The organism is Brevibacillus sp. NRRL NRS-603 (genome assembly GCF_003013445.1).
Classification (GTDB): Bacteria; Bacillota; Bacilli; order Brevibacillales; family Brevibacillaceae; genus Brevibacillus; species Brevibacillus formosus.
The window spans coordinates 225,287-252,154 of record NZ_PXZN01000016.1; the positions used below are offsets into that span (position 1 = coordinate 225,287).

A 26,868-nucleotide genomic window follows, 5' to 3' on the forward strand; every position below is an offset into this window, starting at 1 on the left:
GAGAATAGCTTAAGTGAAAAGAGAAAACGTCGAGTGGTCATCTTGATGATCGTTTGGCGTTTTTTTGCTTTTTCTCACCCGAGTGCAATTGCAGTTTTGCCAAGTCTCTCGTACAATTAGTGAGAATTATTATCAATTGCTGCATCATGATTCAAGAGGAGTTATTTATGAGAAAAACAGACACATATAGTGATCCGAATGTCATTACTGTAAATGAAGTGCAAGTTTTGTCCATTTCAAAAGAATGGAAGCTTGTAGAAGCGAGAGAGAGAAGCGAACAAATCATCATTTTGGTAATAGAGGGCAGGGCGTCGTTTCGGGTGGATAAGACAGGAGGGATGCTTAACCAGGGAGATTGCATGGTTATATCTCCAGAGGATATACAGGAAGGGCTCGCCCTCTTGCCCATTACGGAGAACCTCTATGTTTGTTACGTGGCGCTTTTTGCTGCTCATGCCAGAAAAGAAAGGGACGGGTGGCTCATAAACGAAGTGATGCTTCCGATCCAGGGGAAGCACCATATCGAAGCTATATCCTTAATTCACCATCACATCGAACAATTGCATCTGGCATGGCGAAAAGATCACTTCGATCAGGCAGCCATGCAGATTCTTTTTCTGAAGCTATGGCAAGCTATTATGGCTGGAATCACGCTTCAAGAGAAAAAAACAGATCGTCAACAACTTCTTCAAGGGATCGCTGAGCATATGGAGCAGCATTGTGAGGAGACTTTTCAGATCGAGGAGATTGCTCGTTACTCAGGAATGACGCCGACCCTTTTCTATCAGCAGTTTAAGGAGTACACCTCGCTCACTCCCTTGCAATTCATCAATCGGAAACGAATGGACAAGGCTTGTCAGCTTCTGGTGACGCAGGACGTGATGATTCCTGAGGTAGCTAGTGAAGTGGGCTATCGGGATGTGTACTATTTCAGTCGGATGTTTAAAAAGATCGTTGGCGTTCCCCCTTATCGCTTCAAGAAATCGTTACAAAAGAAAATCGCCGTACTCCATCCAGCAATCATCGGTGATCTGCTCGCATTGGGGATTTCGCCCCAACATCTGATCCCTGTTTGGGAAAAGCATCGGCAAAAAAGGCCGTACTCCCAGATGGAAGCAGCCACACTGGAATTTGACTTGTACCGTCTGCATCAGATGGAGCCAGATTTGATTGTCGGAACAGATCAGGTTGCACCCTGGCTTGAACAATTGGAAACCATTGCACCGACCTGGCTCATTCCCTTTAAAACAACGATTTGGCGAGATCATTTGCAGCAGGTAGCTACCATGCTGGGAATTACAGAGGTGGCGACCAGTTGGCTCTATTATTATGATCTGAAAGCAGCTGCGGCTCGCGAGCGTATTCGGAAAAAAATTGGGAATGAAAGCGTTATGGCAGTGAGGGCGTGGGATGGTGGAGCCCGTATATTTGGTGCGAAAAGGCGGAAAATTTCTGATATTTTATACGGTGACCTACAGGTAAGACCTCCAGTGGGAACAGGGCATTTTGCCTTTCTGGATATCGCGAGCCTGGATGAGCTTCAAGATTTTCAGGCTGATCATATTCTGCTTTTCGACGAAAGGAAAATTCGAACGGATGTACGCAAGCATTGTTTGAAAGGGAATGTACATCGAGCTGGGGTATATCCTTGGCTGCATTATTCCGCACTTGGCCATGAGCAGGCCATATCAGAGGCCCTCACGCATCTTGCAGAGTCACAGGAATGTACAAAAAAGGAATCAGGTTCTTCAATTTTCTTGCGTCCACAAGTTTGTGATAATGATTGAGAATGAGTATCACTATTGTTGGAGGGAACGAGATGGAGTCATCATTGTATCCGATTGCACAAGCGATCCGTGACCGCAGAACCATAAAGAAATTCAAGCCAGACCCGATTCCACTGGAATTGATTCGTGAGTTGCTGGATGTAGCTGTCTGGGCGCCTAACCACGGACTACGTGAGCCTTGGCGATTCGTGCTTTATATGGAAGAAGGGAAGCGGGTTGTCGTCGATGCCATTCTTCAAAACGCCATGAAAAAAAGAGATCCGGAATTGCTTCTACGCGTCCCGGCATATCTTTTGGTTATCGTAAATGAAGACTCGCGGCAAAGAGAACGGGAAGAGGACTATGCGGCAGCCTGCACGTTAATTCAAAACTTTCAGCTCGCGGCGTGGGAGCGCGGATTGGGCGTCGTTTGGAAAACAGAGCCGTTCACGTATCAAGCAGGATTTTTGCAAGCGGTAGGGGTACGTGTGGAGGAAAAACTCGTAGGAATGCTTCAGCTTGGCTTTCCAGAGGTCATCCCGGAAGCACGAGCGAGAACGGCTGCAAATGATAAGCTGACCGTGATTGATTCAAACGTTGCTCTGGAGGAAAAGAAGGGAAATGTCACTGTCACAGCCGATCACTAAAAATGCTTCGCTTCGAACCAGGCCGTGGATGGCGACGGTGCTGATTGTTGTAGGGATTTTCGCCATCCTTTTCGGGCTAGGTTCATCCATTATCACTGGAGTGGCGAATATCTCGTTTGCCACCGTTTGGAACTCGATTTTTCATTATGATTCCAGCAACGAGCACCACGTCATTATTCAAACGCTGCGAATGCCGCGTGCCTTGGCAGGAGCGCTGGTGGGAGCTGCTTTTGCCGTAGCGGGAGCCATCATGCAAGGGGTTACGAAAAATCCAATTGCGGATACGGGCTTGATGGGCATTAATGCAGGGGCTGGATTCGTACTTGTACTCGTTTTTGCTTTTGCGCCAGGACTCCCTTTTGAATCTATTATTCTCTTTTCTTTTATCGGAGCGGGTCTGGGGGTAGGGCTTGTTTATGGACTGGCCTATTTTTCCAAAAACGGTTTGACCCCCTTGCGGCTCGCGTTGGCGGGAGCAGTCGTTAGCTCGATCATCTCAGGTATCAGTCAGGCGATTTCCTTGTTGTTTCAGATCAACTACGATTTGGCTTTCTGGTCAGCAGGGGGGATCTCAACAGCGGAGTGGTTTCAAGTATCCGTCATGATGCCATGGATTGCGGGAGGAATCATTATGGCAATGATCCTTTCTCGCTCCATTACCATTTTGAGTCTGGGGGAAGAGATCGCAGCGGGACTCGGACAAAAGACCAGGCTGGTGAAGGGGTTGTCGGCTGTTGTCGTCATGGTGCTGGCGGGTGCTTCGGTCTCAACGGTTGGCGGTGTTGGGTTTGTCGGTCTCGTTGTCCCACACATCGTCCGTTTTCTGGTCGGGGTTGATTACCGCTGGATTATTCCTTGCTCGGCAGTCATGGGAGGAGTTCTGGTAGTTTTTGCAGACATCGGAGCCAAAATGATAGCGATGCCCTACGAGACACCGCTTGGCGCCATTATCGCCGTGATCGGTGTCCCTTTCTTCCTGTACCTTGCTCGTAAGGAAAGGAGGGAGTGGTAGTGGACATCGATCTATTTTCCCAAAAAAGAAAAAGCCGCAGTGTCCGACTGATTCTTCTTTTCGCAGTGCTTTTGCTTATCGGTTTTGTCCTGAGCTTGAACACGGGACCGTACAGTATTGGGCCCTTCGAGGTGTTGCAGACATTGCTGGGGGAGGGTTCGAAAAAGCAGAGTCTCGTGTTGTTTGAGCTGCGGCTTCCTCGGATGGTGATTGCGGTCATGATTGGAGCGGGGCTTGCTGTATCGGGAGCGATCCTGCAAGGAATCTCTCGCAATGGCCTGTCTGACCCTGGCATTCTTGGAATCAGTTCAGGTGCTGGACTGGCCGTATTGTTGTTCGTCTCCTTATATCCCGCGACGAACATGGCCCCGCCTTTTTTGATGCCGTTTCTCGCACTTATCGGTGCCACCGCCACAGCAGCCATAATCTATATGCTGGCATACAAGAAAGGGCACGGCATTTCTCCTACCCGTCTCTTGCTTACAGGGATTGCAGTAGGGGCGGGACTTAGCGCCATCAGCATTATTTTGACACTTCAGTTGAATCCGCGAAACCTCGAGTTTGTTGTCACTTGGCAAATGGGATCGTTGTGGGGTTCCAATTGGAAGTTCGTGCTGGCGCTGATGCCGTGGATGGTGATCCTGCTGCCGTACGTGTATCGGAAGGCAAATATATTGAACCTGCTCAGTATGAATGAACAAATTGCAGCAAGTCTGGGCGTATCTCTTCAACGGGAGCGACTGGCCTTGCTGGCAGGTGCGGTTGGATTGGCTGCGTCGAGTGTAGCGACAGGTGGAGGCATAGGGTTTATTGGTTTGCTCGGTCCGCATATCGCGCGCAGATTGGTCGGACCCCAGCATCAATACATGCTGCCGATTACGGCGCTCGTCGGTTCATTGCTCGTGTTGACCGGAGATACAATAGGGCGAAGCATTATGCCGGCTACAGAAGTACCGGCGGGTATTGTGATTTCCCTCATTGGGGGGCCTTATTTTCTGTATTTGTTGATCCGGATAAAAGGGTAAGACACGTTTGAAATCAGGAGATGAAGAAAAGGAGTTCAATCGATATGAAAAAGAAATTATCAGGCATTCTGTCCGTAATCTTAGCCACAGCGGTCGTGGCGGGGTGCGGAGCAGGACAGGCGACTACAGACACAAACGCTGCCAATAAAGCGCAAACGGTTGAGGCAGGAGCATCACAAACTGATACAAAAGGGTCTGGGGAGCCAGTATATCCTCGAACCATCAAGCATACGATGGGGGAAGTCACATTGGAGAAAAAGCCGGAGCGTGTCGCTTCTGTCGACATCATGGGAACAGATTACTTCCTCGTGCTAGATTTTGCTCCGATTGTATCGGAAGGCTTTGAGTCGACGAAAAGCAAGTCACCCATTTTTGCGAAGTATGCGGAAGGGAAAACGGTAAAGGATCTGGGTGGAAAAACGAATTTGGAGACTTTGCTGGAGATGGACCCAGAGGTTATTGTCATGACAAGCACCGGAAAAGGCTCCAGATTTGAGGAATTCAACAAAATGGCTCATTCCATTGTCATTGATTTCTCAGTGGATGCCCCCACTCGCCTCATGAGAATCGCTGAAGTAATTGGTAAAGAAGAAAAGGCGAAGCAAGTTTTGGCCGATTTTAATAAGCTGAAAAGCGAAGCAAAAGCAGCAGCAGACAAGCATAAAGGAGAAACGGTGCTATTCCTCGTTTCCAATGGTAAGGATTTTACGGTGATGCATCCCAAAAACTTCCCGATTTACTATGAGGAAGTAGGATTAACACCGATAGCAGGATTACCCGAGGATGGCAAGATTGGAGGACGTATCGGAATCGAGGCGTTGAGTGAGCTTGCTCCCGATCATATCTTTATTGCGGAGAACCGCCGTTCAGCAAAAGCAGAGGAGCCAGAAGGGTTGATTCATATCTGGAAGGATCATCCTGTCTGGAAAAACCTCAAAGCAGTGAAAAACAACCAGGTTTACACAATGGATACACTCGCAGGCGATACGTTTTTCCTGGGAGAAATCGCTGGATTGGAAGCCATTAAGAACAATCTCGGAAAATAGAAATTTACTACTGCTCATTCTGAGAACATTTCCATACAAGCGCCTTTTGCTCCAGTGCTTTTGCAAGTGGATCCTTTTTCACATGAATGGTTGGTTTATCGTGAACATATAAGAAGCACTCTACACGATTAGTAGAGTGCCTTTGTTCATTTCCGATTGCCTGATTCCGTATAGGCAGAGGAGATAGCTTGTGTTGCTTGTGCTGTCAATTGGATACGTGCCGGGTTTTTCACTTCCAAGGTCAAAACGGATATGATGACCGTTTGCATGGTGACGAGAAAATAGATTCAAAAAAAGATATTTTTCAAAAGTGGTGATTCCACGGAAAAATCGTTTCTCCTTCTCATTTACGAAAAATTAGAAAGTAGCTAGAAACGATATGTATTACACTGCCATTCACGCTCTCTTTCGTATGTCATCGAGTCGACTGTTGTCCCCTCGATTGCTTTTATTATACGGATAAAAGCGGAGGGCACGCAAAAGCGCGGATGATTCATTTGCGTCGATTTAAAGCCGGAATGGATCGTTTTTGCCAGTAGAAAACACTCGCTCTTTTTGTTAATCGCTGTGGCTCATCAGCAATCATGAATCTGTGAGAGGTCTCCTCTATTTTCTCATCAATTTCTAATCTTTCTCTTTCTATTCCTTCATCTGTCCTTTTTATGATAAAGGAGATCAAACAAAACCGGTCGAAAAAAGGAGCGAGATCATATGAAAAAAGTAGTCATGACCATGGTAGGTGCACTGATTGTAGGGAGCCTTGGCGTAACAGCCTTTGCACATAGCAACCAATCTTACAGCGTACAGCAAATGAATACTTCTACCGTGTACCTGCAAATCGACGATGATGTGAAACACAACTGGGCGAAGCTCGTACGCATCACGCCTGAAAAAGCACTGAAAAAAATTCGGGATGCACAGTCTGGTGCCATTACCGAATGGAAGCTGGATGAAGAGGGCGGTTTCCTTGTATACAAAGCAGAGATCAGAAACAAGCAGCAAGAGATTGACGTGTATGTCGACGCGATGACTGGCGATGTGTGGCAAACAGTTGACCACGATGACGACGATGATCATGACGACGACAACGGCGGTCAGTGGAAAAACCAACAAGTAAAAATCAGTGTAGAGCAAGCGAAAAAAATCGCGTTGGCTAAAGTGAACGGCAACATCAAATCCATTAAGCTGGATGAAGACGATAACCGCTATGTGTATGAGGTAGAAGTGAAAACGGCTAAAGGACAGGAAGTCGATTTGGAGATTTCCGCTACAACAGGTGCTGTACTGGATGTAGACTGGGACGATTAATCTAGGCAGCTCTCTTTCTCAACCGACCCTTTAATAAGCAGAGGGTCGGTTTTTTTGTGCCAGGGCTTCTAAAAATTCCATTGCTTCTTGAGCTGTAGGTATCTCTCGGACATTCTCTTCGGCAAACTTCTGAGCTTGCGGATAGTTCGTGGAAGCGATTTGTTTTGCAGCAGCCTTTACGTCATAGGGGGTAAAGCGATGCTCATAGCTGTCACCATCAAGAAGTAACCAATATGCCCCTGGTTTGTTGGCAAACGGCATGCCCACACTTCCAGCATTGAGGATACGCATATCGCCAAGGCGACGTTCAAATTGGATATGCGTATGACCGCAGATGACTATTCGTTGCAGCGTCCTCTCAAAGTAAGTGGCCATAACTGCATCAGGAGTGAGTGGGGTGAAAATAGCTTCATCATTGGTGGGAATGGCATGGCAGAAGAGTACGTCCTCATAATTCTCACGTGTTAACGTGTAGGTAAGAGGGAGCTGCGACAAAAAGTCACGATTAGAGCGGCTCAATTGCTCCGCAACCCATGACGTGATTTCCCGCACAGAATCGGACATTTCCAAGGCCTTGGCCTCACCGTCAAAAGTGAGGAGTACTTCACGATCGCCATTACCACGGATGAATTGCACAGGTGTATCCAATTGGAAGAGTATCTCAAGTGTTTGGACAGGCATTGGGCCTGATATGGTATCCCCTCCGATGATAATAAGATCAGGCTTCACAACTTCGAGTTCTGCCAATGTTGCATGTAGTGCAGGTGCATTCCCGTGAATGTCATACAAAGCTGCCACTCTCATTTTATTTCGCCTCCCATTCATTACGGATTGATCTTCAAAACCTTATTTCCAACGATCGAGTTTGAACCTATAATGTATCTTGGGCATATCCGCTAAGCTGTGGTATAATTTGGAAGCCAAATTACGATTAAGGAGTATGGATGATGGAAAAAAAACTAATCTTCGGTCATAAAAATCCAGACACAGATTCCATTTGTTCAGCACTTGTGTACGCTGACTTGAAAACAAAATTGGGCGCAAATGTAGAGCCTGTACGCCTCGGTGTAATCAGCAGCGAAACAGCATTTGTGTTGAATTACTTCCAAGTAAAAGAGCCGCGCCTCGTAGAAACAGTAGCGAATGAAGTAAATGAAGTCATCCTTGTAGACCACAATGAGCGCCAACAAAGCGCGAATGACATTGAACAAGTGCAAGTGGCAGAAGTGATCGACCATCACCGTATTGCAAACTTTGAGACGAGCAATCCTCTCTACTTCCGTGCCGAGCCGGTTGGTTGCACGACTACCATTTTGAAGAAAATGTACAAAGAAAACGGCGTAGACATTCCAAAAGAGATGGCGGGCTTGATGCTTTCTGCTATCATTTCGGATACGCTGCTGTTGAAATCTCCAACTTGCACGGAGCAAGATGTAGCAGCTGCTCATGAGCTGGCTAAAATCGCGGGTGTCGATCTGGAAGCATACGGTTTGGAAATGCTCAAAGCGGGGGCAGACCTGAGCGACAAAACAATCGCACAATTGCTCACATTGGATGCGAAAGAGTTCCAAATGGGCAATGCGAAAGTAGAAATTGCGCAAGTAAATGCAGTAGATGTAAATGATGTACTTGCACGCCAAGGCGAACTGGAAGCGGCTATCAATGCAAATATCGCTGAAAAAGGTTTGGACCTGTTCGTATTTGTCGTAACCGATATCTTGAACAACGACTCTGTTGCGATCGCACTCGGCAGCGCAACACAAGCAGTAGAAAAAGCGTACCAAGTAACATTGGTGGACAACAAAGCTGTTCTGAAGGGCGTTGTCTCCCGCAAGAAGCAAATCGTACCGGTATTGACCGATACATTCCAAGCTCTGTAAAAAAGAAAGGTGGCTGCCATGCACAGGATGCGGGCAGCCATTTTTTATGTTTACATTCCTTGGGTAGGGTCGGTATGCATATGGGACAAGGTTTGCTGGGCATAAGCATCTTCACTGTAATGCGTGATGGCATATTTATCTCTCGCTTTAAGACTGAGCAGCCCTGTTAATCCCCATCCAGCACCGACTATGGCTACAATGAAGCCGATGATATAGAGCATCGAAGTCCCCCCTTGTATGTCTTTCTCTATATTTTAGCAAATTATGGATAAAGAGTAACGCCAATTTTTTTATGAAAATGTGTTTGACATTGACGGTCCGTAAATGTGTACGATCAATTTGTCAGGAGGAATGAACATGGAATATACGGTGCAAAAGCTAGGACTCCTGGCGGGTGTCAGCACCCGGACGCTCCGATACTACGATGAAATTGATCTTCTCAAGCCGGCGAGAATCAATTCGTCAGGGTATCGCATTTACGGACAGCAAGAGGTTGATCGATTGCAGCAAATCCTTTTTTACCGCGAGCTGGGTGTGAGCTTGGAGGAAATCAAGGAGATCCTGAATTCACCAACCTTTGATGCTGACCGGGCACTGCGGGAGCACCGCGAGAAGCTCCTGGAAAGGCGAGCGCAATTGGATGCGTTAATCGCCAATGTCGATTTGACATTAGCACAAAGAGAGGGGACCAAAACGATGAGTGACAAACAAAAATTTGAAGGCTTCAAGCAAAAGTTGGTTGACGACAACGAGGCGCAATACGGAGAAGAAATTCGTGCAAAATATGGAAGTGACCTGGTTGACAAATCCAATCAAAAAATCAAAGGAATGACCGAGCAGGAGTACGCCGCACTTGAGCAGTTGAATGAAGAACTGCATGAGACGTTGGCACAGGCTTTTGCGACGGGAGATCCTGCTCATGAGCTTGCGCAAAAAGCAGCAGATCTTCACCGTCAATGGCTCAGCTTTTATTGGGACAGCTACAGCAAAGAAGCGCACGCAGGTGTTGCCCAGATGTACGTCGATGACCCGCGTTTTACCGCTTACTATGACAAGGAGCAGCCAGGTGTAGCCGCGTTTCTCCGCGATGCAGTGACCATTTATACCAGTAAGTAAAGAGGTTTCAAACAAAGAAGCTGCGAGCAAGGCAGCTTCTTTCTCGTTTTACGTTTCGTTATCCCCTTTTACTGCGGGAAAAGCTTTTGTCCCAATGGTGTTGGCAATCCATCCATGCTTCGTACGTTGTTTTCTTGTTGATAAGCAAGCAGTTCCTGCTCATCTTTAGCCAAGGTCCATTTTTGAAGGGTGTCACGGTCTTTTGAAAAGGTATAGAAGGGAATGGCCCAACCGCAAGAAGTCTTTACTTCTTGGATGTTCACGGTAATGATTTGACGAGCCCCGGGTAGAAGCGGGAAGTCTTTCACGAGCTCATCCCATCGAGGTGTATCTGGGAGAATAACCGTTCCTTTGCCGTAGAGGCGCATGATGAGAGGGGGGCCTTCAAATGCGCAGAACATGAGAGTAATCCTGCCATTTTCCTGTAGATGAGCACTGGTTTCGTTTCCGCTTCCAGTCAGGTCCAAATAGGCGACCTCTGTAGGCGATATAATGCGAAAGGAATCGTACCCTTTTGGTGAAAGATTCACGTGACCATCCGTGTCCATAGGAGCAGAGGCAACAAAGAACATCTGTTGCTTCTTGATAAACGCCTCATGCTCAGGTCGTAATTCAGAAAAAAGCTTACCCATTTTTGCACCCCTCCAGGTAATGGAATTATTTTTGCTGTCCTCATATTACGATAAAAATATGAAGATTTTGTGTGTTTATCCTCAATGCGTCCAAAATAGATGGTAAAGTGTAAATATTCATGCAATATATTGTTTTTGAAAAGGAGGAGCATTTACATGCAAGCATCACAGCCAATTTACTTAGGGGAACGCATCCATTTAATAGACGGTTTTGATATGGGCTGGGCAGAACGTACGGGGACATATGTGATCGCAGAAGAGGAGCTCACTTTGGTCGAAACAGGACCAAGCCCCTCTGTCCCGTATATCAAGGCCGGTCTTGCCAAGCTCGGTTATACGACAGAACAAGTAAAATACGTCATCGTCACACACATACACTTGGATCATGCAGGAGGAGCCGGACTTTTTCTAAAGGATTGCCCGAACGCAAAGGTCGTTGTCCACCCGAAAGGTGCACGTCATCTCGTTGATCCGAGCCGACTGATCGCAGGGGCGAGAGCAGTGTATCATGATGATTTTGATCGATTGTTCGATCCGATTGAGGCTGTTTCCGTGGAGCGGATTTTGATTCGCGGGGACGGGGATACACTAAAGATCGGAGAGAATTGCGTATTGGAGTTTATGGATTCGCCAGGGCATGCCAATCATCACTTCAGCATCTACGATCCCGTAAGCCGCGGGATGTTCACAGGTGATACGGCCGGTGTACTTTATCCACAGCTTAAAAAGGATGGCATACACCTCGTGCTGCCATCTACTTCCCCGAATCAGTTTGACCCGGATGCCATGTTAGCGTCTTTAGACCGTTTTGAAGCACGCAAGCTGAATCGCATTTACTTTGGTCATTTTGGGATGTCTGAGCAGGTAGACGATGTGTACCGCCAAATACGTGAGTGGCTCCCTGTGTTTGTGGCGGAAGGAGAGTCAGCGATTGATGCTGGACAAACCTATGAAGAACTGTCTCGTACGCTATTTGAACGAGTCTCGGATCATCTACAGTCACAAGGAATCAGTGGTGACCACGAAGTTTTGGAAATACTCAAGCTCGATTTACAGGTATGCTCCATGGGCATTCTAGATTATTTGCACAAACGAGGGTAATAGCCTGCCGCCAAAAGCATTCCAGTTGCCTGAACCTTTTGTTCAGGCGTTTTTCATTTTTAGCGGGCAAGAAAGTATTGGCTTGCGTGTTGGTCATTCTTTTTTCATCCAAGGAATGCTATGATGTAGGATGAATCATGGACTGTGACAATTTCAAACAGCAAATAGGTGCCTCGTCTTTTTAACAAAAAGATCGGGTGAAAAGGGAAGTCGGTGAAAATCCGACGCGGTCCCGCCACTGTAAATCGGCTCGTTCCTCAGCCGTAAGCCAGGAGACCTGCCTGTTTGTGTTTCGTGCCTGTTGCCTTCGCGGAAAGGATTGGCCTATTTCAGGAAGCAGATCATCCTGTCTGTTTGCACTGAGGTGCCGACCCTTTGATTTCCGATTGGAAGCAAGGGTCGCTTTTTTTATTGGAAGGTACAGTCAATCAGACATGCAGAAAGGAAGTTCTACATATGAAACGTTCATTGCGATTCATGATCCCATTACTAGTTGCGGCGAGTCTCGCAGGTTGTGCGGGTAACGATAACGGCCAGCCAGCACCAGGTGGACAAACAAGCGTACCGCAGACAGCACCGCAGGAGAGCGCGGCCGGGCAGCCTGCAAAACAAACAACGTATCCATTGACAGTTACGGATGCGACAGGAAAAGAAGTAACCTTTGCGAAAGCTCCTGAGCGAATCGTCTCAACATCACCTGCCGAGACAGAGATTTTGTTCGCATTAGGCTTGGAAGATCGGATCGTAGCTGTCTCAGACTATGACGATTATCCTGAAGCGGCGAAGGCAAAACCGAAAATTGGCGGTGTCGTCAAACCAAATGAAGAAGCCATTCTCGCTCAAACGCCGGATATGATCGTCGGTGGGATTTCGATGGAAAAGCCAGTTGCTGACAAGCTCAAATCTCTCGGAATGCCCGTCTATATTACTCATCCGACAAAGATGGATGACATCCTTAACAATGTTTTAACGATGGGAGTTATCACGAATACACAGGAACAAGCCGAAAAAGTCGTCGCGCAAATGAAGAAGGATATCGCGTACGTGCAAGAAGCCGTGAAAAATGTAAAACCGGAAGAGAAGAAAAAGGTATACCTGGAATTCTCCCCAGGCTGGACAGTCGGAAAAGGCGAATTCATGGACGAACTCATCACACTGGCTGGAGCGACAAACATTGCTTCCGACACCCAAGGCTGGAATCCGATCAGTGAAGAAAAGATTTTGCAAAACGACCCGGACGTCATTTTGTATGCGAGCGGAATTACCGATGAAAAGACTGGCGCCAAGCTGGAGGATTTGATCGCGAATCGCAATGGCTGGGATAAAATGAAGGCGATCCGTGAAAAACAAATCTTTGGCATGGACCAAAATACTTTGTCCCGTCCTGGTCCACGTATTACACAAGGCTTAATCGAAGTAGCCAAGGCGATTTACCCTGACTTGGTGAAATAAAATGAAGAGACGATTGTTCATATGGGGAGGAGTCAGCTGTCTCGTCCTTCTGGCATCAATAGTTATCAGTATCTCGATGGGGGCTGCACAACTCCCCATTTCGCAAGTATGGCTCATCCTGCTCCATCAGATCCCGGGCTTGTCTGAGTGGATCACCGTAACGTGGCCGGAATCATCTGAGCAAATTGTCATGAAGGTTCGTTTTCCACGGGTTGTATTGGCTGTCTTGATTGGCGCCTGCTTGTCGCTTGCGGGAGCGGGCTTTCAGGGAGTTTTGCGCAATCCGCTCGCAGATCCGTTTACGATGGGCGTGGCATCGGGTTCTGCAGTCGGAGCAGCCTTTTTGATCCTTTTTGGCTTGCAAATCAGCTTTTTAGGTGCATGGAGCACGCCTGTTGTCGCTTTTCTCACAGGACTGCTCAGTTTATGGATCGTACTCGGACTCGCGAACACGCAAGGAAAGCTGCAAACCGAGACCCTGATTTTGTCGGGTGTCGTGGTGCAGGCTTTTCTCGGCTCGCTCGTTTCCTTTATGGTGTCGTTATCCGACCAGACCGTGAATGAGATCGTGTTCTGGCTGATGGGCAGTCTGTCATTTCGGGGCTGGGCGTTTACATACGTCTTGATTCCGTACTTGGTTATAGGGGGAATGGTGCTGGTGAGCTACGCGCGTTCCTTGAACTTATTTGCGCTAGGCGAGCGGCAGGCTGCGCATCTCGGCGTCCATGTGGATCGAACGAAGCTAATGGTTCTGGTCGTCTCGACTCTCCTGACTGCTGCGGCGGTTTCTATCGCGGGAATTATCGGTTTCGTTGGCTTGGTGGTTCCGCATCTCGTCCGATTGCTGGTTGGTCCTGACCACCGTATTTTACTGCCGATGGCTGCGATCTGCGGTGGTATCTATGTGCTTTGGGCTGACACTCTCGCCAGAATGCTACTGAGTCCCACAGAAATCCCGCTCGGTGTCGTGACAGCATTTCTGGGAGCACCGTTTTTCGCTTATTTATTGAAGCAAAATAAACGCTTTAGGAAGAGGTAACGTAAGCAATGATCAATGTGCGCAGCTTGCAAAAATCGTATCAGGACACGCCTGTTTTGCACGGAATCGATTTTTGCGTGGACAAGGGAGAATTTTTTGGCATCATCGGACCAAATGGAAGCGGTAAATCCACCTTGCTGAAAATGATTTCAGGAGTCATCAAGGCAGATGCAGGAGACATTTTGCTTCAGGAGAAAAAGCTTTATTCGTATCCTCGCAAAGAGCTTGCCAAAATACTCGCTGTATTGGAGCAAGAGGGTCTCCCGCCAGTCGGCTTTCGTGTTCGAGAAGTGTTGGAGATGGGGCGCTTTCCTTACCAAAATTGGCTGGGCGAAGAAAAGCAGGATGTCGCATCGCTCATTGATGAAATCGTACAAATGCTTGGCCTTGAACATTTGGAAGAGCGCACACTGGATCAGTTGAGTGGTGGGGAAAAGCAGCGCGTAGCTTTGGGGAAGGCATTGATCCAACGACCTCAGGTGCTCTTGCTCGATGAACCCACGACTTACCTCGATATCGGGTACCAGATTCAACTTATGGACATCGTGCGAAAATGGCAAAAGACGACGCAGGTGACGGTCATTGCAGTGCTGCACGATCTGAATCTGGCCTCCTTATACTGCGATCGTATCTTGATGCTGCATAAAGGAAAGCAGATAAGCGTGGGTACACCAAAAGACATCTTGCAAAGTGACAGAATAGAGGCTGTATATGGAACCAGACCGATTGTCATGGAGCATCCTATTCATCATTTGCCGCAAATTATTTTGCAATCGCAGGTGTAAGGAGACGGAAGCATGATTGTACTGATTACAGGTGGAGCACGCAGCGGAAAAAGCACGTTTGCCGAAAAATACGCGGCTCATTTGGGCTCCTCGGGTGTTTACATCGCGACTGCACAAATCACTGATGAGGAAATGGAAGAGCGGATCTTGCACCATCGCGACCGCCGTTTGCAGTCCAACTTTTCTTGGCAAACGATTGAGGAGCCGTACGCATTGACAGAATGGCTTGCGAAGCTGGGAGCACAAAAGAACATACAAGAACAGCAGACCGTGATTTTGGTTGATTGCTTGATCCTTTGGCTGTCCAATTGGCTGTTGCATTTTGGAGAGGAGCAGCCGTTTGAGAAAGTGCTCCAGCAGGTGGATATGCTGGTAAACAAGCTAAAAGATTACCCGGGGACCGTTTTGCTGGTGACAAACGAAGTGGGCGACGGGCTTGTCCCGCAACATCCGTTAGGCCGTATGTTCCGAGACTTGGCGGGGTTAATGAATCAACGCGTGGCAGCTGTTGCCGATCAAGTTTTTCTTGTCACAGCAGGGATTCCGGTGGAGCTAAAAGGACAAGCTTTCCGATTTTAACTCGGTGAAAAGACGGTTTCGAGTCGTCTTTTCACCTTTTTTATGATATAATACAAGAAAAGCCATGGAAGGGATCAGGATACCATGCGTCCCCATAGGACGATCTGGAAACGTTTTGACCTCTCCTACATCTAGCTTCGTAGTAGTCGATCGTCACTGAAGACGACTAACCTACTACGAAAGCGAGGCCCTTTGTATGAGTAGCGACTTATGCTTGCGATGTTCCTCGGTAGTCGGTTGGTCGTCTGTGCCTAAACCGACAAAAATGCGAGGAAACCATGATGAGGAGAGCGCTGCAGTTATCTAAGCGTTACAGTATGATTTTGTTTGGAGCTTGTTTACTTGCTTTTGCGTATTATCACATTAACTTTCAGAACCATTTGTCTGAAGGCGGGTTTGTTGGCTTGGGGTTACTGGCGAAATACGCCTTTGACTTGTCGCCAGCGATGGTGATGCTTTTGCTGGATATTCCACTGTTTTTGGTTGCTTGGTTAGTAAGAGGCCGCCAATTCATTTGGGACACCATTTTTGCATCACTTGCTTTTACCGTATTTTACGATTTGTTTGAACGATTCTCACCCATTGTCATGGATATGAGCAGAATGATGCCGCTGGCGTCTGTCTTGGCCGGTGTATTGACCGGGCTGGGTACCGGATTGGTTCTGCGCTATGGAGCTGCGACAGGTGGAGACGATATTTTCTCCCTGTTGATCAGTAAGTACACGGGATTGTCCATTGGTACGGTCTTTCTTTTACTGGACGTCATTGTGCTTTGCATGTCGTTCTGGTTCGTACCGATGAAAGAGATGATGTATACCATTTTGGCCGTTGTCATTTCCAGCCAAGTCATCACCTGGACCGTCAATCATGGTGCAGGAATGGAGGTCATGGAAGAGGAGCACGGGCATGGAAGCGTCTCGATGACCCACCGGTAATGAGTAGATATTCAGTTGAAAAACATGCCTATACAAAAGCAAGCAAAAGGGCCAAGTCGGTTTTCATGTCGACTTGGCCTTTTGAACGTTATGACGGTTTTTGTACATAATATCCTGGTTTCCTAGTGGATACTAACCAACACAGATACTATCGATGGAAAGGACCTGCCATGAGCGATCCGTTTTTTAGCAACTACAAAGCATTCGTCGTCATACCAGCGGATGAGAAGCAAATGGGACCGGAGCCTTTTAACCCGAAGGATTACGCCAGCCATTTCATCCTGACGTTTTCGTTGTACGATGCGGTTATTTCCTCTTGGAGGGAAGCGACAAAGTATAAAGTGCAGGCAAGAAAAGGTCTGTCAAATGTGATCGACGGTTTCAATGCCAAACGCCGTGGTACAGCCCGTCTGCATTTGTTGGAAATGGAAGAAGACCAGGCATATTTCGTCCTGGCCTTGTCGTTGAAAGTCCAAAAAGACAATGAGAAAGCAGTCATGGAGACGATCAGCAATTTGCTGGACAAAGATTTCGCTACCGACTTGTTGATCGGAGAGACTTGGTATCAGATCATTGGTGCCAAAGGGAAATTCGAGCGGAAGCTGTTCTCCTACAGTGTCCAGCCGTACGATTATCGACCGAAGTAATCTGCCAGAGCTTCCGTAATCGCCTGCGCAGCTTTGTCCTGATAGGACGATGTACGGACGATGCCTTCATCCTTTGGATTCGATAAGAAGCCAAGCTCAATTAAGACGGACGGATCATTGTTTTCTCGCAGGACGTGATAATTGCCGAATGAAATGCCGTTGCTTCGTAAACCAATGCCACCTGCCAAGCGAGACTCAATCGCTCGAGCTAATGGCTCATCTTTGTCTTGCGAATAATAAAACGTGAGCGTACCGCTATTCGGCTTCACAGAAGAATTGTAATGGATGCTAATGAAGGCATCTGCTCCCCTTGATTCACTAAAAGCGACACGCTGCGCTAGCGAAGGCTTTTGTGTGTCACTTGTCCTCGTCATGAAGACTTGCGCTCCCCGTTGTCGCAGTTTGCTAGCCAGCAGCATGGATGTTTTGTAATTCAACGTTTTTTCCATGCTATTCCACTTCGTTCCCTGTGTCCCGACATCGGAACCACCATGTCCCGGGTCGATGACGATGACTTTCCCTTTTAAGCCTGGCGATTTGGTGCTTTTGGACACCGGAGCGTTGGCCTTGGCATCGCCAATATATGTCGCAGACACCCAGCCTGTCTGTCCATTGGAAGTTCTCGCTTGGAGCCAGTCTCCTTGCTTTTTCAAAATATCTACACGGGTTCCTCTGGGCAGCGAAAGGACAATCTCATGGCTCGTGCTTGGCCCTTTCCGCATTCGAAGCGAGTCAGCCAAAACCGTGCCCTGCTTGCCTTTGACAGTGGCTGTTGTGGCTGGTGAAGAAGCTGAACCCGCACTTGTAACCGCTCCTTTTTGCAAGTAATACCCCGCGACCCAGCCTACCTTTTGATTGTATTTAATTTTTGCCCAACCGTATGCTTCATCCGTAATTGTCACGACGGCTCCTTGCGGCAAGGTGGCGACAATGGAAGCATTGAGGGCAGGTTCACTGCGAACGTTCAGTGAGGTTGCGACCACCTTTGCCGGGATGACACTTGCTGCTTGCGTCGGCTCCATAATAAACGGCCATGACAGACTAAGCCATAGTCCACATATGAGAGACGCTTTTTTACATGTTGTTTTCATCATTTCTACCTCTGACTTGGATTAGCTACTATCTCACCTGAACTATGATAAGGGAAATGCAGGAAATCGAATAGGGTATGATTTCCTGATTTTTTGGGACAATCAAAGTGAAGGTTCGGTATATCTTGCCAAGGCGTTCATTGCCGACTCTGTCATTCGCTGTTTGAGGTGATCGTTTTCTACTACTTTTACCCGCAGGCCGAGAAAACGAATACGCGATAAAATAAACTCCTGCTCGTCGGATAGAAAGTGCAGGGTGATCGTATACACCTGTGATTCCGGGTCAAAAGCGACCTCTTTGTCAAAGCAGGAGAAGGCGTACAAAATGCGCTGGAGCTCAGCGTTGTAACGACGGATGATCACGATTTTTGCCATCTGCTTGCGCTGTTGGATCTGTTCCGAAATAGTCGGCAAAAAACTGTCGTACCATACATCTTCTATGTAAAGCTCATCGACGGAGCGAATGAGATGCAGGGGAGTCGTGATCAGGCGATTGGAAGACATGTTCAACCAGATCAAGTACCAGGCCTTCTTGGCAAGTGAATATTCCAGCTTGTAGGGAACTCCTCGTTGATTGCGAAAAACCGGGCCTTTGTTCGTGGCTGCGGTTATTTTTATGTGATTCTTGCCGAGAATGATTCGTCGCAGTCTTCGCACGAGTGGGCTCCAGAGCTGTTTGGCCTGAGTTTGCGCTTTTTCCACGAATCGTTCTTGTTCGGACGATTCACTTTCTGGCAAGTGTGTCAAACGACGAAGCTTATCGAGTGTAGTGGGCTCGAAAATTTCTGCTGCAGACGGATTCGCCAGCATCAAGGCGAGCCACGCTTTCTCATGTGAAGTTACCGGATAAACACCTGCTTCATCTAGCCGTGTCATTAGTTGGTAATTATGTATCTTATCAAACAGATTCATAGTAAGCGAGCAGCTCCTCCCATTCTTTTTGGAATTGCTTGCGAAGAAACAGCGGTTCAAGAACTTCGACGCTTGAACCGAAGCTGCGAATCCACGGTGTAATTTCCATCGTGCTGTTCACGTTTATCTCGTACACAAAGCTCTCCCGTGATTCTTCTGTCACAATCCCCCATTGTCCCTGTGCCTCCACTCGCTCTTGGATAAAGGAATGAGGCGTGTCGCGAGGCTGAAAAAAGCGAAGGCGTACCGTTACGAGTTTTCCGGTATCAATCAGCCAACTGTGGGCAATGCGCTCATCCGCACTTGCTTGCAAGGAAAAGAAGATTTCCGGCGTAACGGATTTGCCTGTTACGAGCTTGGTCATACCTTCCACTCGGTATTTGCGCAGCGGACCATTGCCGCATCCTTGTGCCAGCAAGTACCATCTGCCGTATTGATGATCATAAATAACCCGGAGTGGAATCACTTTTTGATGTCGCCCCGTTGTATCCCGTTGGAAAGTCGGATTCGTATTTTGGGAATCGTAAAACTTCCGGCGTTTGGGCGTGTAGTAGTGAAATTCCACAATCTTTCGCTGACGAATGGCTTCCGTGAGTAGCAAAGCTTGATATTCATCGAGAATGCGCGAGACGAAATGATATTTGTATAAAAACGCAGATGCATCGGTTAGCTTCAAGCGATGTTTGAGATAACGCTTCACTTTTTCTTGCAAAAGATAACCAGGGACGGCCGGTAGCTGGGTATTGGCCATGAAGTCGATGAAATCATACAGATCCAACAACTCGTCGTCCGTCAGCGAGTCCAGTAGCTCACCGTCGAATTGATAGATGTACGGCCTGACCTCACTCATATTTTTTATTACGCCAATTTCTTCGAGGTATTTCATGTCCTGACGAATCGTTTTTTCATCGGGCTCTGAATCCACAAACGTATCCAGCAAGTCTTTAATGGAAAAAGGCTGTTGTTTGAGTTGTTCCAAGATGTGAGACAGTCGCTCTACTTCCGAATCCTTCAATGATTTCGCATGGTACAAAAACATCAAGAAATTGTCCGTCACCTCAAAATAGTTGTAACGAAGCTGCGTGTAATACTCTTTTTTTTCCTCATCGCCGACATGCTGATAAAAGGTCGATTGGATGTCCTTCAGCTTTTTTATCGTTTTATCAAGCGTATGGACGGAGATCCCCAGCCGCTCGGCTAGCTGCTGCCGATTGTAGGCACCAGCGGTCAAAAACAGGAGACGGAGCAATTGCAGCTCTTTGTCAAAGCTTTCGCGTGCCATTACATTCATCCTTATTCATTCGTCATTTATTTCCAAATTAGTCCTCATATTACGAAGAGGCTGAAGAGAAGTCAATGAGAAAAAGAGGTTCGTAATACTTTTACCATGTTCAAATCAGATGCGCGGATGGAAAATAAGGGTATGAAAAACAGCACAGGCTGTGGGAGACAGGAGAAATGGATGATGAAAACAATTTTTCATGGAAACAACCATCGTGAAGTGAAGCTGGAGCATGGAGATGTGCACGTTTTTGCGAATGACGAAGTCTTTGCGAGCTTTGGTGAACGCGTATATCAAATGGCTGACAATAATTTGCGTATTCCGCGAAATGTGTATTTTTCGTATACCCCCGATGCGCATGTGGGCGTTGGGACTTGTATTGGGACGACAGCGGTTTGGAATCTTGCTGATGGATTTGTCTCACCTTCCATTGTTGGCTCAGACATCGGATGTGGAATGCGTGTGCATCTGACTCCGTTGCATCGAGACGACCTCAAAGACAAGAGCCTAAAACGTGCATTGATCGAAGCGATCGAAGCGTACGTTCCGACAAACGAACGAGGAAATACGCATTTTACGGATATTCGTTTGGAGGAAGTGGTGAAGCATGGCTTAAAAGGACTGCCGAACAACTACATTCCGGAAACAGAAGAAGCGCCTGACACCTTGCGTCGCTCTTTCTCGCATGTGGAAAAGTACACATTTGAATTCGACCATTCCTTCCTCGAGCAAATACCGCAAAAATCTTGGAGTCGTGCGTGGGGCCAGTTGGGAACATTGGGAGGCGGTAACCACTTTATTGAAATCCAGCATATCGACATCGCGGAGGAGAACAGGGAGATTGCGAAAGCGTGGGGACTGTTCGACGGTCAGGTTGTCATCATGATTCATTCCGGTTCTCGTGCGTGGGGCGCTATGCTAGGACGGGATTATACGAAAAGCTTCAAGGAAGCCATGTACAAATGGGGGATTCATAATCCCGAGCCGAGCTTGGTATATGCTCCGATACAAAGTGAGGAAGGGCAACAGTATTTGAATTTGATGTACTCCGCGCTGAACTTTGCGGTAACGAATCGGCATATGATTGGATTTTCAGTAGAGCAGGCGTTTCGGGATATTTTTGGTAGTGAGATGCGTACACCAGTCCTGTATGATCTGATGCATAATTACGCCTTGAAAGAATTCCATCGCAACACGCCGATGCTCGTCCACCGCAAAGGAGCGACGAAGGCGCTGCCAGCAGGCCATTTCCAAAATCAGAAAGCTTACCGTGAAACGGGACATCCAGCATTGATTCCAGGTTCTATGGGAACATCGTCCTATATCATGGTTGGATCGGAGGCCGGGGCCAAAAACTTTTATTCGATCTGTCATGGTGCTGGGCGTGTTCGTTCCCGCAAAGCAACCAAGGAGCTCGTGACTATTGATCAATTCGAGCAGGCAATGCGCGTGGGGCAGGAAGATGAGATCATGGTGAATCACCGTTCGCTCGCTTCCATCCTTGATGAATGCCCACAAGCCTATAAAGATGTGGATCAAATTATCGATTCAGTTGTAGGAGCAAATCTTGCCTCTGTCGTAGCAAAATGTAACCCTCTTATTGCCATAAAAGGAGTATAATGAAGAGTGGCTTCCTGAAAATTTTGGGGAGCCACCTTTTGCGATTTAACTTACACTAAATTACAGAAGTCAAATTGTGAACAAAATGCGTGAGAAGTTTCAAAAAATAGGTTCGAATGTAACATAAATTGCTTCGCTTCCTCAACCGATACCAAAAGAGAGACAAAATAGGGGAGATAGGGGAACAGATATGCCTACATACTATTACTTCACCTGCCTAAAATGCCGAACCCGGGGGGGAGTTTTCGGCGAACAGGCCTGGGGCTGGGGAAATTTTGACATGATCGAGTCCTTCAAATACCTGGCTCACCACATCCGTACATGCGGAGAAGATTCGATTCGCGTGATTTCTGAGGATGTAGATGATTATGTAGATCAGCTGCACGGAGAGTACAACACCTTCCTTGAGCAAACGAAGCATATATTTCCGCATTCCAAGGATTGGGAGTTCCTTGATCGATGGAAAACACTAAAAGTAGAAGAAATGAAGTTAAAATGGGTCGAGGAAAACCGGATCATGCATCCGGATGATCGGATGAAAATATGCGGAGTGCTTGATTCCGTGGACATCTTGAAAGAAGGGGCGGGAAGAGTCTCCTTCAGTGCTAGCGTGACGGATGATGATGGAAAAGTGTGGAAAATCGTAGCGGACATGGGTGAATTACCCATCTTAAAACACGCGTATATCATCATTGGCGTCATGCAGGAGCATTCTATATTAGGAGAAGTCATCGAGGTGTACAAGATGATTCCACGAGTTGCTGTTCAAGAGGAAAGGGGTAACGATCATGATTCTGGAGACAATCGGGCAATTACTAATTAAAGTGCGCGAGGAAAATCCACTCGTTCATAACATAACGAATGTAGTTGTCACGAATTTTACAGCGAACGGCTTGTTAGCTCTTGGTGCATCACCTGTCATGGCGTATGCCAAACAAGAGGTGGCAGACATGGCAAAGATCGCTGGAGCTCTTGTATTGAATATAGGGACATTGAATGAGCATGAGATCGAAGCGATGTTGATCGCAGGAAAATCCGCGAACCAGCATGGCGTGCCTGTTTTGTTTGATCCGGTGGGAGCGGGAGCAACATCGTATCGAACCGAGACAAGTCAACGTCTTGCGCAGGAACTCGACCTTGCCTTCATTAGAGGAAATGCTGCCGAGATCGCCAATGTCATCGGGGAGCGTTGGGAGATTAAAGGTGTAGATGCGAAGGAAGCAGGCGGAGATGTCGAGGACCTAGCGAGAGCAGCAGCGAAAAAGCTAAGGACAATCGTTGCGATTACGGGCAAGGTCGACGTGATTTCGGACGGAGAAACGACTTACTCGATTCATAATGGTCACCCAATCTTAACGAAGGTGACCGGAACAGGCTGTTTGTTAACGTCTGTTATGGGAGCGTTTGCAGCGATTGCAGATGACAAGCTGATCGCAGGAGCTGCGGCATTGGTATGCTACGGTGTTGCTGCTCAGCTGGCAGCAGAGAATGCAGCGGGAGTAGGTCCAGGCAGTTTCCAAATCGAATTTTTGAATGCCTTGCATAACGTAACCGCAGACGATGTTCGCCGTTTCGGATACATCGAAAAAAAGGAATAAAAATTCCCCTTTAAAAAAGGGGAGAAAATGGCCGTAGAACGATTAAGCTAGATATGTTAGACAGTAGCTGTAATTTCGTAATGAATAAGACAGCAGCTTCTTCTGGTGCTCTGAGAGTGATAGGAATATAAATTCTACATGATCATCATCGGATGGACGGACATAAAAACGGGAAATACCATGACAAATAATTTCTCTCTTTAACGTCAGCGCCACACTGGCGTCTGTTCGTATGTGCAATTCCACGCTCGTACCCTCCTTGGACATTCAATAGAGTACCAAAAAAATACAAGGAAAAACAAGGGAATTATGTCTGATTCATGTCCAAGTTGTTACCGTTTTTTGGATGAAAACTGACAAGGAGAACGATTCAGAAAAAGCTAGCGGGGATTGCTTGGAAAGCACCCTGTTCGAGAGAAAAAATTCGAGATAAGTCCGGCCATTCTCCCTTTTTCCGTTGAGTTGTTTACTTTATTTCGAAGGCAGCGTACGAGCTCCTGATCGCAGTGACAAGAAAAATAGCCGTGCTTTTGATAGCAATAATCATGCCTCTTGCAGCATCTGTCGACACCATCAATTGGCGCCCCCGGCCCGGAGCATCCAGGTCCACACCAGTTTCCGTACAAACAGGGGAAGCCAACTGCACGGCGTTTTCTTTTTGACACCTGACATCACTCCGTCTTGTAAGGGAATACTACTTGTATCATATTGAAGAGGAAGTGAGGTTGCTTTAGGCAATCTCCCTTTTTTCGGCCGAACGAGGGAAAAACTTTCAGAATATCACTTGAAATCATGCTATGAATATGATAGATTAATTCTTGCCGAAGCGAACGCTTGCAGGCTCGATGGATGGATGTCCGAGCGGCCGAAGGAGCACGATTGGAAATCGTGTAGGCGGTGTCGAACCGTCTCGTGGGTTCAAATCCCACTCCATCCGCCATCATACTTGGCCCGTTGGTGAAGCGGTTTAACACAGCAGCCTTTCACGCTGTCATACAGGGGTTCGAATCCCCTACGGGTCACCTACACCCCCGTATAGTAATCCGGGGCCCCCGCAAAGTATTCGAAAATATGCTTCATTGCATGGACGTCACTTTGTGGGGACAATCTGGAGGCTTAGCTCAGCTGGGAGAGCATCTGCCTTACAAGCAGAGGGTCGGCGGTTCGATCCCGTCAGCCTCCACCATTTTTATATGCGGTCGTGGCGGAATTGGCAGACGCGCTAGATTCAGGTTCTAGTGGTGGCAACACCGTGGAGGTTCAAGTCCTCTCGACCGCACCAAGCAAACCCTATATATGGCGGTCGTGGCGAAGGGGTTAACGCACCGGATTGTGGCTCCGGCACTCGTGGGTTCAAGTCCCATCGATCGCCCCATATATGTTTAAAATGAAATAGCCCAGCGGTGGCTCCTGTAAAGGAACTGTCGCTGGGCTTTCTTTGTATTTGTTTAGGAGTGATCGATGGGTTGATAAAAGTGAAGGCGATTGCCAAAAGGATCGGTCACGCTCACTTCACGCGTTTCCCACGGCGTCTCCTCTAAATCAGGACAAGCATACTTGTATCCTTGACGAAGCAGGGACTGATGAAAAAGCTCAATGTTCTCTACCTCTACGCGAATCGCTGAGCCAGGGCAAGCATCCCCGTGATGCTCAGACAGGTGAAGTGTGCACGATGGAGAGGATATTTGCATGTACAAAGGAAAATGATCCTCGTAACGATGCTCCCAATCAATCTGAAAACCTAGAAATTCCACATAAAATTCTTTTGCCTTCTCAACATCAAACATTCGAAAAATCGGCGTTATCATCTGATTCATTTGCCCAGAAACCTCCTGATTGTATTAAGGGAGGCGAGGTGCGCCCCTTCGTGATAAATCGTTCGGACAAGCACTTGTGCAATCGTATGCATGCCGGATTCCGTTGCGGGAAACTCTTCTTCTAAACGATCCTTGTAAGTGGCTTGTATCTTCTGAGGTTGTTCTTGTAGTAAGGTGATGAGCACTTCGAGATTCGGTGGCGGTGTATCCCAGTCAGCAGGCTTTGTCCCGAAGTTAAACCATTCGTTGAAGCCAGGGGGGATTGGGATCGTTTCTTTTGTAAGGTGAGCGATCCATAAATACTGATCGAGATAGATGTGCCCCAGATTCCACAAGATATTGTTGGAAAAACCTTCTGGAATGATGTTCGCATCTTCATCCGTCAAGCCATTGATTGCTTTTAACGTATCCTGTCGATAATCCTCTAGCTGCTGGAATAACACCTTATGCCGTTTTTCCATGCTTTTCCCCCTTTAGTGGAAGTCTTCGCAAATAAATTCGAGGGGGTTAATCTACCTTCCTTCTATTGGAAGGGGTGTAGCACCAAAAAAGCGTGCAGAACAACTCGTCTGCACGCTTCTTAGATACTGGGTATAGGAAACGGAGCTATATTCTTTCCTGCTCGAGGGTGTGAGAAGGAGAGAATAGTTTCCGCCAGTTTACTTGCGGTACACAAATGGCAGCGAGGATCATGAATACGCCACCCCATTGAGGGAAAGAGACAGTTTCATGAAGCACAAAGCTCGACAGGAGTACGACTGTGGGCAGCTCGACTGCACTTAAAATGGTAGCCAGTCCATTGCCGATCCGAGGCACACCGACAGCCAAACAAAAGATCGGGATGACCGAACCGAAGATCGCAACCAAAAGACCGAGCGGCAGCAAACCTTGCAGAAGCTGACCATTTACCAAGAAGGTCGGTGGATAAACAATCGAGAGCATCAGGGCTGCCATACTAATCGAGATCGCGCTTCGCAAGTATGGATCCATTCCAGGGAGAATTCGCCCACTGAAGAAAATGACCAGGGCAAAGGTCGCGCCAGACATCAAACCGAAGATCAATCCGACCATGTCTACGCTTTGAATGCCGGTTTCACCAAGTCCACTTGCAAGAACGGTCCCTGCTCCAAGCATAACCAGAGAAACCCATTTTTCAGCGCTCGGCCATTTGCGATCCACAATCGCCTCCAGCAAGACGCCGATCCAGGTAAACTGAAAGAGAAGAACAATTGCGAGCGAAGCAGAGACCCGACTAACAGCCTGGTGGTAAAAAAGACTGGTTGACGCCATCATGAGGCTGGCTGGTGCCAAAAGCAACAAATACTTGAACGAAAACCGTTGCTTGGAGAAAAAGATGGCCATGACCGTCATGATCAAGCCGCCAAAAATCAATTGGCTTCCGCTCATTTCAAATGGCGTAAAGCCGAGTTGAAAAGCATGCTTCATGAAGATCGAGAGAACACCGTAGCTGCACGCGCCGAGTAAAACTAAAAAGATAGATCGCCAGTATGTCATAAGTAAAAGTTCCTTTCGTATGACTAAACTCGGAAGAATAATGACTATTGTACTACAGGTCTA

27 protein-coding genes, 5 tRNA genes and 1 riboswitch are annotated in these 26,868 nt (G+C 47.4%); of the genes, 23 read left to right on the forward strand and 9 right to left on the reverse strand.

Annotated features, from left to right (window positions below):
- Nucleotides 1–167: 167 nt before the first annotated feature.
- From C7R94_RS16230 to C7R94_RS16255, 6 genes are all read left to right on the forward strand, one after another.
- A complete protein-coding gene (locus tag C7R94_RS16230; protein ID WP_106782852.1) occupies nucleotides 168–1,787 on the forward strand; it encodes an AraC family transcriptional regulator in 1,620 nt (539 codons plus the stop codon).
- A 32-nt stretch (nucleotides 1,788–1,819) separates the two neighbouring features.
- Nucleotides 1,820–2,413, forward strand: coding sequence for a nitroreductase family protein (locus tag C7R94_RS16235; RefSeq protein ID WP_106782855.1), 594 nt, complete (start codon nucleotides 1,820–1,822; stop codon nucleotides 2,411–2,413).
- Entirely contained in the window at nucleotides 2,388–3,425 is a 1,038-nt protein-coding gene (locus C7R94_RS16240; RefSeq protein ID WP_106782857.1) for a FecCD family ABC transporter permease, read from the forward strand. The genes C7R94_RS16235 and C7R94_RS16240 overlap by 26 nt, the downstream gene beginning before the upstream one ends.
- Nucleotides 3,425–4,450 carry a FecCD family ABC transporter permease gene (locus tag C7R94_RS16245; protein WP_106782860.1) on the forward strand — a complete coding sequence of 342 codons (1,026 nt, stop codon included), beginning with the start codon at nucleotides 3,425–3,427 and terminating at the stop codon, nucleotides 4,448–4,450. The genes C7R94_RS16240 and C7R94_RS16245 overlap by 1 nt, the downstream gene beginning before the upstream one ends.
- A 44-nt stretch (nucleotides 4,451–4,494) precedes the next feature.
- Nucleotides 4,495–5,496, forward strand: a complete 1,002-nt coding sequence (locus tag C7R94_RS16250; protein WP_106782863.1) for an ABC transporter substrate-binding protein — start codon at nucleotides 4,495–4,497, stop codon at nucleotides 5,494–5,496.
- Nucleotides 5,497–6,207: 711 nt separating this feature from the next.
- Complete coding sequence (locus tag C7R94_RS16255) at nucleotides 6,208–6,804, forward strand: PepSY domain-containing protein (protein WP_106782865.1); 597 nt, start codon at nucleotides 6,208–6,210, stop codon at nucleotides 6,802–6,804.
- A 30-nt stretch (nucleotides 6,805–6,834) separates the two neighbouring features.
- On the opposite strand, the gene C7R94_RS16260 is transcribed toward C7R94_RS16255, so the two are convergent.
- Complete coding sequence (locus C7R94_RS16260; protein WP_106782867.1) at nucleotides 6,835–7,608, reverse strand: metallophosphoesterase family protein; 774 nt, start codon at nucleotides 7,606–7,608, stop codon at nucleotides 6,835–6,837.
- A 143-nt stretch (nucleotides 7,609–7,751) separates the two neighbouring features.
- Here C7R94_RS16260 and C7R94_RS16265 point away from each other — a divergent pair, with 143 nt between their 5' ends.
- Complete coding sequence (locus C7R94_RS16265) at nucleotides 7,752–8,684, forward strand: manganese-dependent inorganic pyrophosphatase (RefSeq protein ID WP_106782869.1); 933 nt, start codon at nucleotides 7,752–7,754, stop codon at nucleotides 8,682–8,684.
- A gap of 50 nt (nucleotides 8,685–8,734) precedes the next feature.
- On the opposite strand, the gene C7R94_RS30320 is transcribed toward C7R94_RS16265, so the two are convergent.
- Entirely contained in the window at nucleotides 8,735–8,905 is a 171-nt protein-coding gene (locus C7R94_RS30320) for a hypothetical protein (RefSeq protein ID WP_197243994.1), read from the reverse strand.
- Between the two features lie 136 nt (nucleotides 8,906–9,041).
- Here C7R94_RS30320 and C7R94_RS16270 point away from each other — a divergent pair, with 136 nt between their 5' ends.
- The gene (locus C7R94_RS16270) at nucleotides 9,042–9,800 is read left to right on the forward strand and encodes a MerR family transcriptional regulator (RefSeq protein WP_106782872.1); all 759 of its coding nucleotides are present in this window, start codon (nucleotides 9,042–9,044) and stop codon (nucleotides 9,798–9,800) included.
- A gap of 68 nt (nucleotides 9,801–9,868) precedes the next feature.
- On the opposite strand, the gene C7R94_RS16275 is transcribed toward C7R94_RS16270, so the two are convergent.
- Entirely contained in the window at nucleotides 9,869–10,432 is a 564-nt protein-coding gene (locus C7R94_RS16275) for a pyridoxamine 5'-phosphate oxidase family protein (protein WP_106782874.1), read from the reverse strand.
- Nucleotides 10,433–10,588: 156 nt separating this feature from the next.
- On the opposite strand from C7R94_RS16275, the gene C7R94_RS16280 reads away from it, so the two are divergent.
- The 7 genes from C7R94_RS16280 (at nucleotide 10,589) to C7R94_RS16310 (ending at nucleotide 16,970) form a co-directional block, all read left to right on the forward strand.
- Nucleotides 10,589–11,533, forward strand: coding sequence for an MBL fold metallo-hydrolase (locus tag C7R94_RS16280; protein ID WP_106782875.1), 945 nt, complete (start codon nucleotides 10,589–10,591; stop codon nucleotides 11,531–11,533).
- Between the two features lie 149 nt (nucleotides 11,534–11,682).
- Nucleotides 11,683–11,832: riboswitch (cobalamin riboswitch) on the forward strand.
- 157 nt (nucleotides 11,833–11,989) lie between these two features.
- Nucleotides 11,990–12,985 (forward strand): ABC transporter substrate-binding protein, encoded by a 996-nt coding sequence (locus C7R94_RS16285; protein WP_106782877.1) that lies wholly within the window; start codon nucleotides 11,990–11,992, stop codon nucleotides 12,983–12,985.
- 1 nt (nucleotide 12,986) lies between these two features.
- Nucleotides 12,987–14,024, forward strand: coding sequence for a FecCD family ABC transporter permease (locus C7R94_RS16290; protein WP_106782879.1), 1,038 nt, complete (start codon nucleotides 12,987–12,989; stop codon nucleotides 14,022–14,024).
- Between the two features lie 8 nt (nucleotides 14,025–14,032).
- Nucleotides 14,033–14,809: an ABC transporter ATP-binding protein gene (locus C7R94_RS16295; protein WP_106782881.1), complete on the forward strand. Its 777-nt coding sequence runs from the start codon at nucleotides 14,033–14,035 to the stop codon at nucleotides 14,807–14,809.
- 12 nt (nucleotides 14,810–14,821) lie between these two features.
- Nucleotides 14,822–15,388, forward strand: coding sequence for a bifunctional adenosylcobinamide kinase/adenosylcobinamide-phosphate guanylyltransferase (gene cobU, locus C7R94_RS16300; RefSeq protein WP_106782884.1), 567 nt, complete (start codon nucleotides 14,822–14,824; stop codon nucleotides 15,386–15,388).
- Nucleotides 15,389–15,666: 278 nt separating this feature from the next.
- The gene (locus tag C7R94_RS16305; protein ID WP_017250233.1) at nucleotides 15,667–16,323 is read left to right on the forward strand and encodes a YitT family protein; all 657 of its coding nucleotides are present in this window, start codon (nucleotides 15,667–15,669) and stop codon (nucleotides 16,321–16,323) included.
- Nucleotides 16,324–16,493: 170 nt separating this feature from the next.
- A complete protein-coding gene (locus tag C7R94_RS16310; RefSeq protein ID WP_106782886.1) occupies nucleotides 16,494–16,970 on the forward strand; it encodes a hypothetical protein in 477 nt (158 codons plus the stop codon).
- On the opposite strand, the gene C7R94_RS16315 is transcribed toward C7R94_RS16310, so the two are convergent.
- From C7R94_RS16315 to C7R94_RS16325, 3 genes are all read right to left on the reverse strand, one after another.
- The gene (locus C7R94_RS16315; RefSeq protein ID WP_106782889.1) at nucleotides 16,955–18,061 is read right to left on the reverse strand and encodes an N-acetylmuramoyl-L-alanine amidase family protein; all 1,107 of its coding nucleotides are present in this window, start codon (nucleotides 18,059–18,061) and stop codon (nucleotides 16,955–16,957) included. The genes C7R94_RS16310 and C7R94_RS16315 overlap by 16 nt on opposite strands.
- 102 nt (nucleotides 18,062–18,163) lie before the next feature.
- Nucleotides 18,164–18,973: a WYL domain-containing protein gene (locus C7R94_RS16320; protein WP_106782892.1), complete on the reverse strand. Its 810-nt coding sequence runs from the start codon at nucleotides 18,971–18,973 to the stop codon at nucleotides 18,164–18,166.
- A complete protein-coding gene (locus tag C7R94_RS16325) occupies nucleotides 18,960–20,255 on the reverse strand; it encodes a helix-turn-helix transcriptional regulator (RefSeq protein WP_199197940.1) in 1,296 nt (431 codons plus the stop codon). Before C7R94_RS16325 ends, C7R94_RS16320 begins: the two co-directional genes overlap by 14 nt.
- Before the next feature lie 183 nt (nucleotides 20,256–20,438).
- On the opposite strand from C7R94_RS16325, the gene C7R94_RS16330 reads away from it, so the two are divergent.
- From C7R94_RS16330 to C7R94_RS16375, 8 genes are all read left to right on the forward strand, one after another.
- Nucleotides 20,439–21,875, forward strand: a complete 1,437-nt coding sequence (locus C7R94_RS16330) for an RtcB family protein (RefSeq protein ID WP_106782897.1) — start codon at nucleotides 20,439–20,441, stop codon at nucleotides 21,873–21,875.
- A 280-nt stretch (nucleotides 21,876–22,155) separates the two neighbouring features.
- Nucleotides 22,156–22,698 (forward strand): hypothetical protein, encoded by a 543-nt coding sequence (locus C7R94_RS16335; RefSeq protein ID WP_233220579.1) that lies wholly within the window; start codon nucleotides 22,156–22,158, stop codon nucleotides 22,696–22,698.
- Nucleotides 22,664–23,473 carry a hydroxyethylthiazole kinase gene (gene thiM / locus C7R94_RS16340; protein WP_106782901.1) on the forward strand — a complete coding sequence of 270 codons (810 nt, stop codon included), beginning with the start codon at nucleotides 22,664–22,666 and terminating at the stop codon, nucleotides 23,471–23,473. The genes C7R94_RS16335 and thiM overlap by 35 nt, the downstream gene beginning before the upstream one ends.
- A gap of 847 nt (nucleotides 23,474–24,320) precedes the next feature.
- A tRNA-Ser gene (locus C7R94_RS16355) sits at nucleotides 24,321–24,413 on the forward strand.
- A gap of 8 nt (nucleotides 24,414–24,421) precedes the next feature.
- Nucleotides 24,422–24,495, forward strand: a tRNA-Glu gene (locus C7R94_RS16360).
- Between the two features lie 88 nt (nucleotides 24,496–24,583).
- Nucleotides 24,584–24,659, forward strand: a tRNA-Val gene (locus C7R94_RS16365).
- A gap of 9 nt (nucleotides 24,660–24,668) precedes the next feature.
- Nucleotides 24,669–24,755 (forward strand) — tRNA-Leu (locus C7R94_RS16370).
- Nucleotides 24,756–24,772: 17 nt separating this feature from the next.
- A tRNA-His gene (locus tag C7R94_RS16375) sits at nucleotides 24,773–24,848 on the forward strand.
- A 73-nt stretch (nucleotides 24,849–24,921) separates the two neighbouring features.
- On the opposite strand, the gene C7R94_RS16380 is transcribed toward C7R94_RS16375, so the two are convergent.
- The 3 genes from C7R94_RS16380 to C7R94_RS16390 form a co-directional block, all read right to left on the reverse strand.
- Nucleotides 24,922–25,281, reverse strand: coding sequence for a glyoxalase superfamily protein (locus C7R94_RS16380; RefSeq protein WP_197244800.1), 360 nt, complete (start codon nucleotides 25,279–25,281; stop codon nucleotides 24,922–24,924).
- A gap of 5 nt (nucleotides 25,282–25,286) precedes the next feature.
- Nucleotides 25,287–25,751 carry a DinB family protein gene (locus tag C7R94_RS16385; RefSeq protein ID WP_106782907.1) on the reverse strand — a complete coding sequence of 155 codons (465 nt, stop codon included), beginning with the start codon at nucleotides 25,749–25,751 and terminating at the stop codon, nucleotides 25,287–25,289.
- Nucleotides 25,752–25,896: 145 nt separating this feature from the next.
- Entirely contained in the window at nucleotides 25,897–26,805 is a 909-nt protein-coding gene (locus tag C7R94_RS16390; RefSeq protein ID WP_106782909.1) for an EamA family transporter, read from the reverse strand.
- Nucleotides 26,806–26,868: the final 63 nt, after the last annotated feature.

What these genes read in the sequence shown, in the direction of transcription:
- C7R94_RS16230 (WP_106782852.1), top strand. Translation starts at nt 168, where the DNA reads ATGAGAAAAACAGACACATATAGTGATCCGAATGTCATTACTGTAAAT.
- C7R94_RS16235 (WP_106782855.1), top strand. Translation starts at nt 1,820, where the DNA reads ATGGAGTCATCATTGTATCCGATTGCACAAGCGATCCGTGACCGCAGA.
- C7R94_RS16240 (WP_106782857.1), top strand. Translation starts at nt 2,388, where the DNA reads ATGTCACTGTCACAGCCGATCACTAAAAATGCTTCGCTTCGAACCAGG.
- C7R94_RS16250 (WP_106782863.1), top strand. Translation starts at nt 4,495, where the DNA reads ATGAAAAAGAAATTATCAGGCATTCTGTCCGTAATCTTAGCCACAGCG.
- C7R94_RS16255 (WP_106782865.1), top strand. Translation starts at nt 6,208, where the DNA reads ATGAAAAAAGTAGTCATGACCATGGTAGGTGCACTGATTGTAGGGAGC.
- C7R94_RS16260 (WP_106782867.1), bottom strand. Translation starts at nt 7,608, where the DNA reads ATGAGAGTGGCAGCTTTGTATGACATTCACGGGAATGCACCTGCACTA.
- C7R94_RS16265 (WP_106782869.1), top strand. Translation starts at nt 7,752, where the DNA reads ATGGAAAAAAAACTAATCTTCGGTCATAAAAATCCAGACACAGATTCC.
- C7R94_RS30320 (WP_197243994.1), bottom strand. Translation starts at nt 8,905, where the DNA reads ATGCTCTATATCATCGGCTTCATTGTAGCCATAGTCGGTGCTGGATGG.
- C7R94_RS16270 (WP_106782872.1), top strand. Translation starts at nt 9,042, where the DNA reads ATGGAATATACGGTGCAAAAGCTAGGACTCCTGGCGGGTGTCAGCACC.
- C7R94_RS16275 (WP_106782874.1), bottom strand. Translation starts at nt 10,432, where the DNA reads ATGGGTAAGCTTTTTTCTGAATTACGACCTGAGCATGAGGCGTTTATC.
- C7R94_RS16280 (WP_106782875.1), top strand. Translation starts at nt 10,589, where the DNA reads ATGCAAGCATCACAGCCAATTTACTTAGGGGAACGCATCCATTTAATA.
- C7R94_RS16285 (WP_106782877.1), top strand. Translation starts at nt 11,990, where the DNA reads ATGAAACGTTCATTGCGATTCATGATCCCATTACTAGTTGCGGCGAGT.
- C7R94_RS16290 (WP_106782879.1), top strand. Translation starts at nt 12,987, where the DNA reads ATGAAGAGACGATTGTTCATATGGGGAGGAGTCAGCTGTCTCGTCCTT.
- C7R94_RS16295 (WP_106782881.1), top strand. Translation starts at nt 14,033, where the DNA reads ATGATCAATGTGCGCAGCTTGCAAAAATCGTATCAGGACACGCCTGTT.
- cobU (WP_106782884.1), top strand. Translation starts at nt 14,822, where the DNA reads ATGATTGTACTGATTACAGGTGGAGCACGCAGCGGAAAAAGCACGTTT.
- C7R94_RS16305 (WP_017250233.1), top strand. Translation starts at nt 15,667, where the DNA reads ATGATGAGGAGAGCGCTGCAGTTATCTAAGCGTTACAGTATGATTTTG.
- C7R94_RS16310 (WP_106782886.1), top strand. Translation starts at nt 16,494, where the DNA reads ATGAGCGATCCGTTTTTTAGCAACTACAAAGCATTCGTCGTCATACCA.
- C7R94_RS16315 (WP_106782889.1), bottom strand. Translation starts at nt 18,061, where the DNA reads ATGAAAACAACATGTAAAAAAGCGTCTCTCATATGTGGACTATGGCTT.
- C7R94_RS16320 (WP_106782892.1), bottom strand. Translation starts at nt 18,973, where the DNA reads ATGAATCTGTTTGATAAGATACATAATTACCAACTAATGACACGGCTA.
- C7R94_RS16325 (WP_199197940.1), bottom strand. Translation starts at nt 20,255, where the DNA reads ATGGCACGCGAAAGCTTTGACAAAGAGCTGCAATTGCTCCGTCTCCTG.
- C7R94_RS16330 (WP_106782897.1), top strand. Translation starts at nt 20,439, where the DNA reads ATGAAAACAATTTTTCATGGAAACAACCATCGTGAAGTGAAGCTGGAG.
- C7R94_RS16335 (WP_233220579.1), top strand. Translation starts at nt 22,156, where the DNA reads ATGATCGAGTCCTTCAAATACCTGGCTCACCACATCCGTACATGCGGA.
- thiM (WP_106782901.1), top strand. Translation starts at nt 22,664, where the DNA reads ATGATTCTGGAGACAATCGGGCAATTACTAATTAAAGTGCGCGAGGAA.
- C7R94_RS16380 (WP_197244800.1), bottom strand. Translation starts at nt 25,281, where the DNA reads ATGATAACGCCGATTTTTCGAATGTTTGATGTTGAGAAGGCAAAAGAA.
- C7R94_RS16385 (WP_106782907.1), bottom strand. Translation starts at nt 25,751, where the DNA reads ATGGAAAAACGGCATAAGGTGTTATTCCAGCAGCTAGAGGATTATCGA.
- C7R94_RS16390 (WP_106782909.1), bottom strand. Translation starts at nt 26,805, where the DNA reads ATGACATACTGGCGATCTATCTTTTTAGTTTTACTCGGCGCGTGCAGC.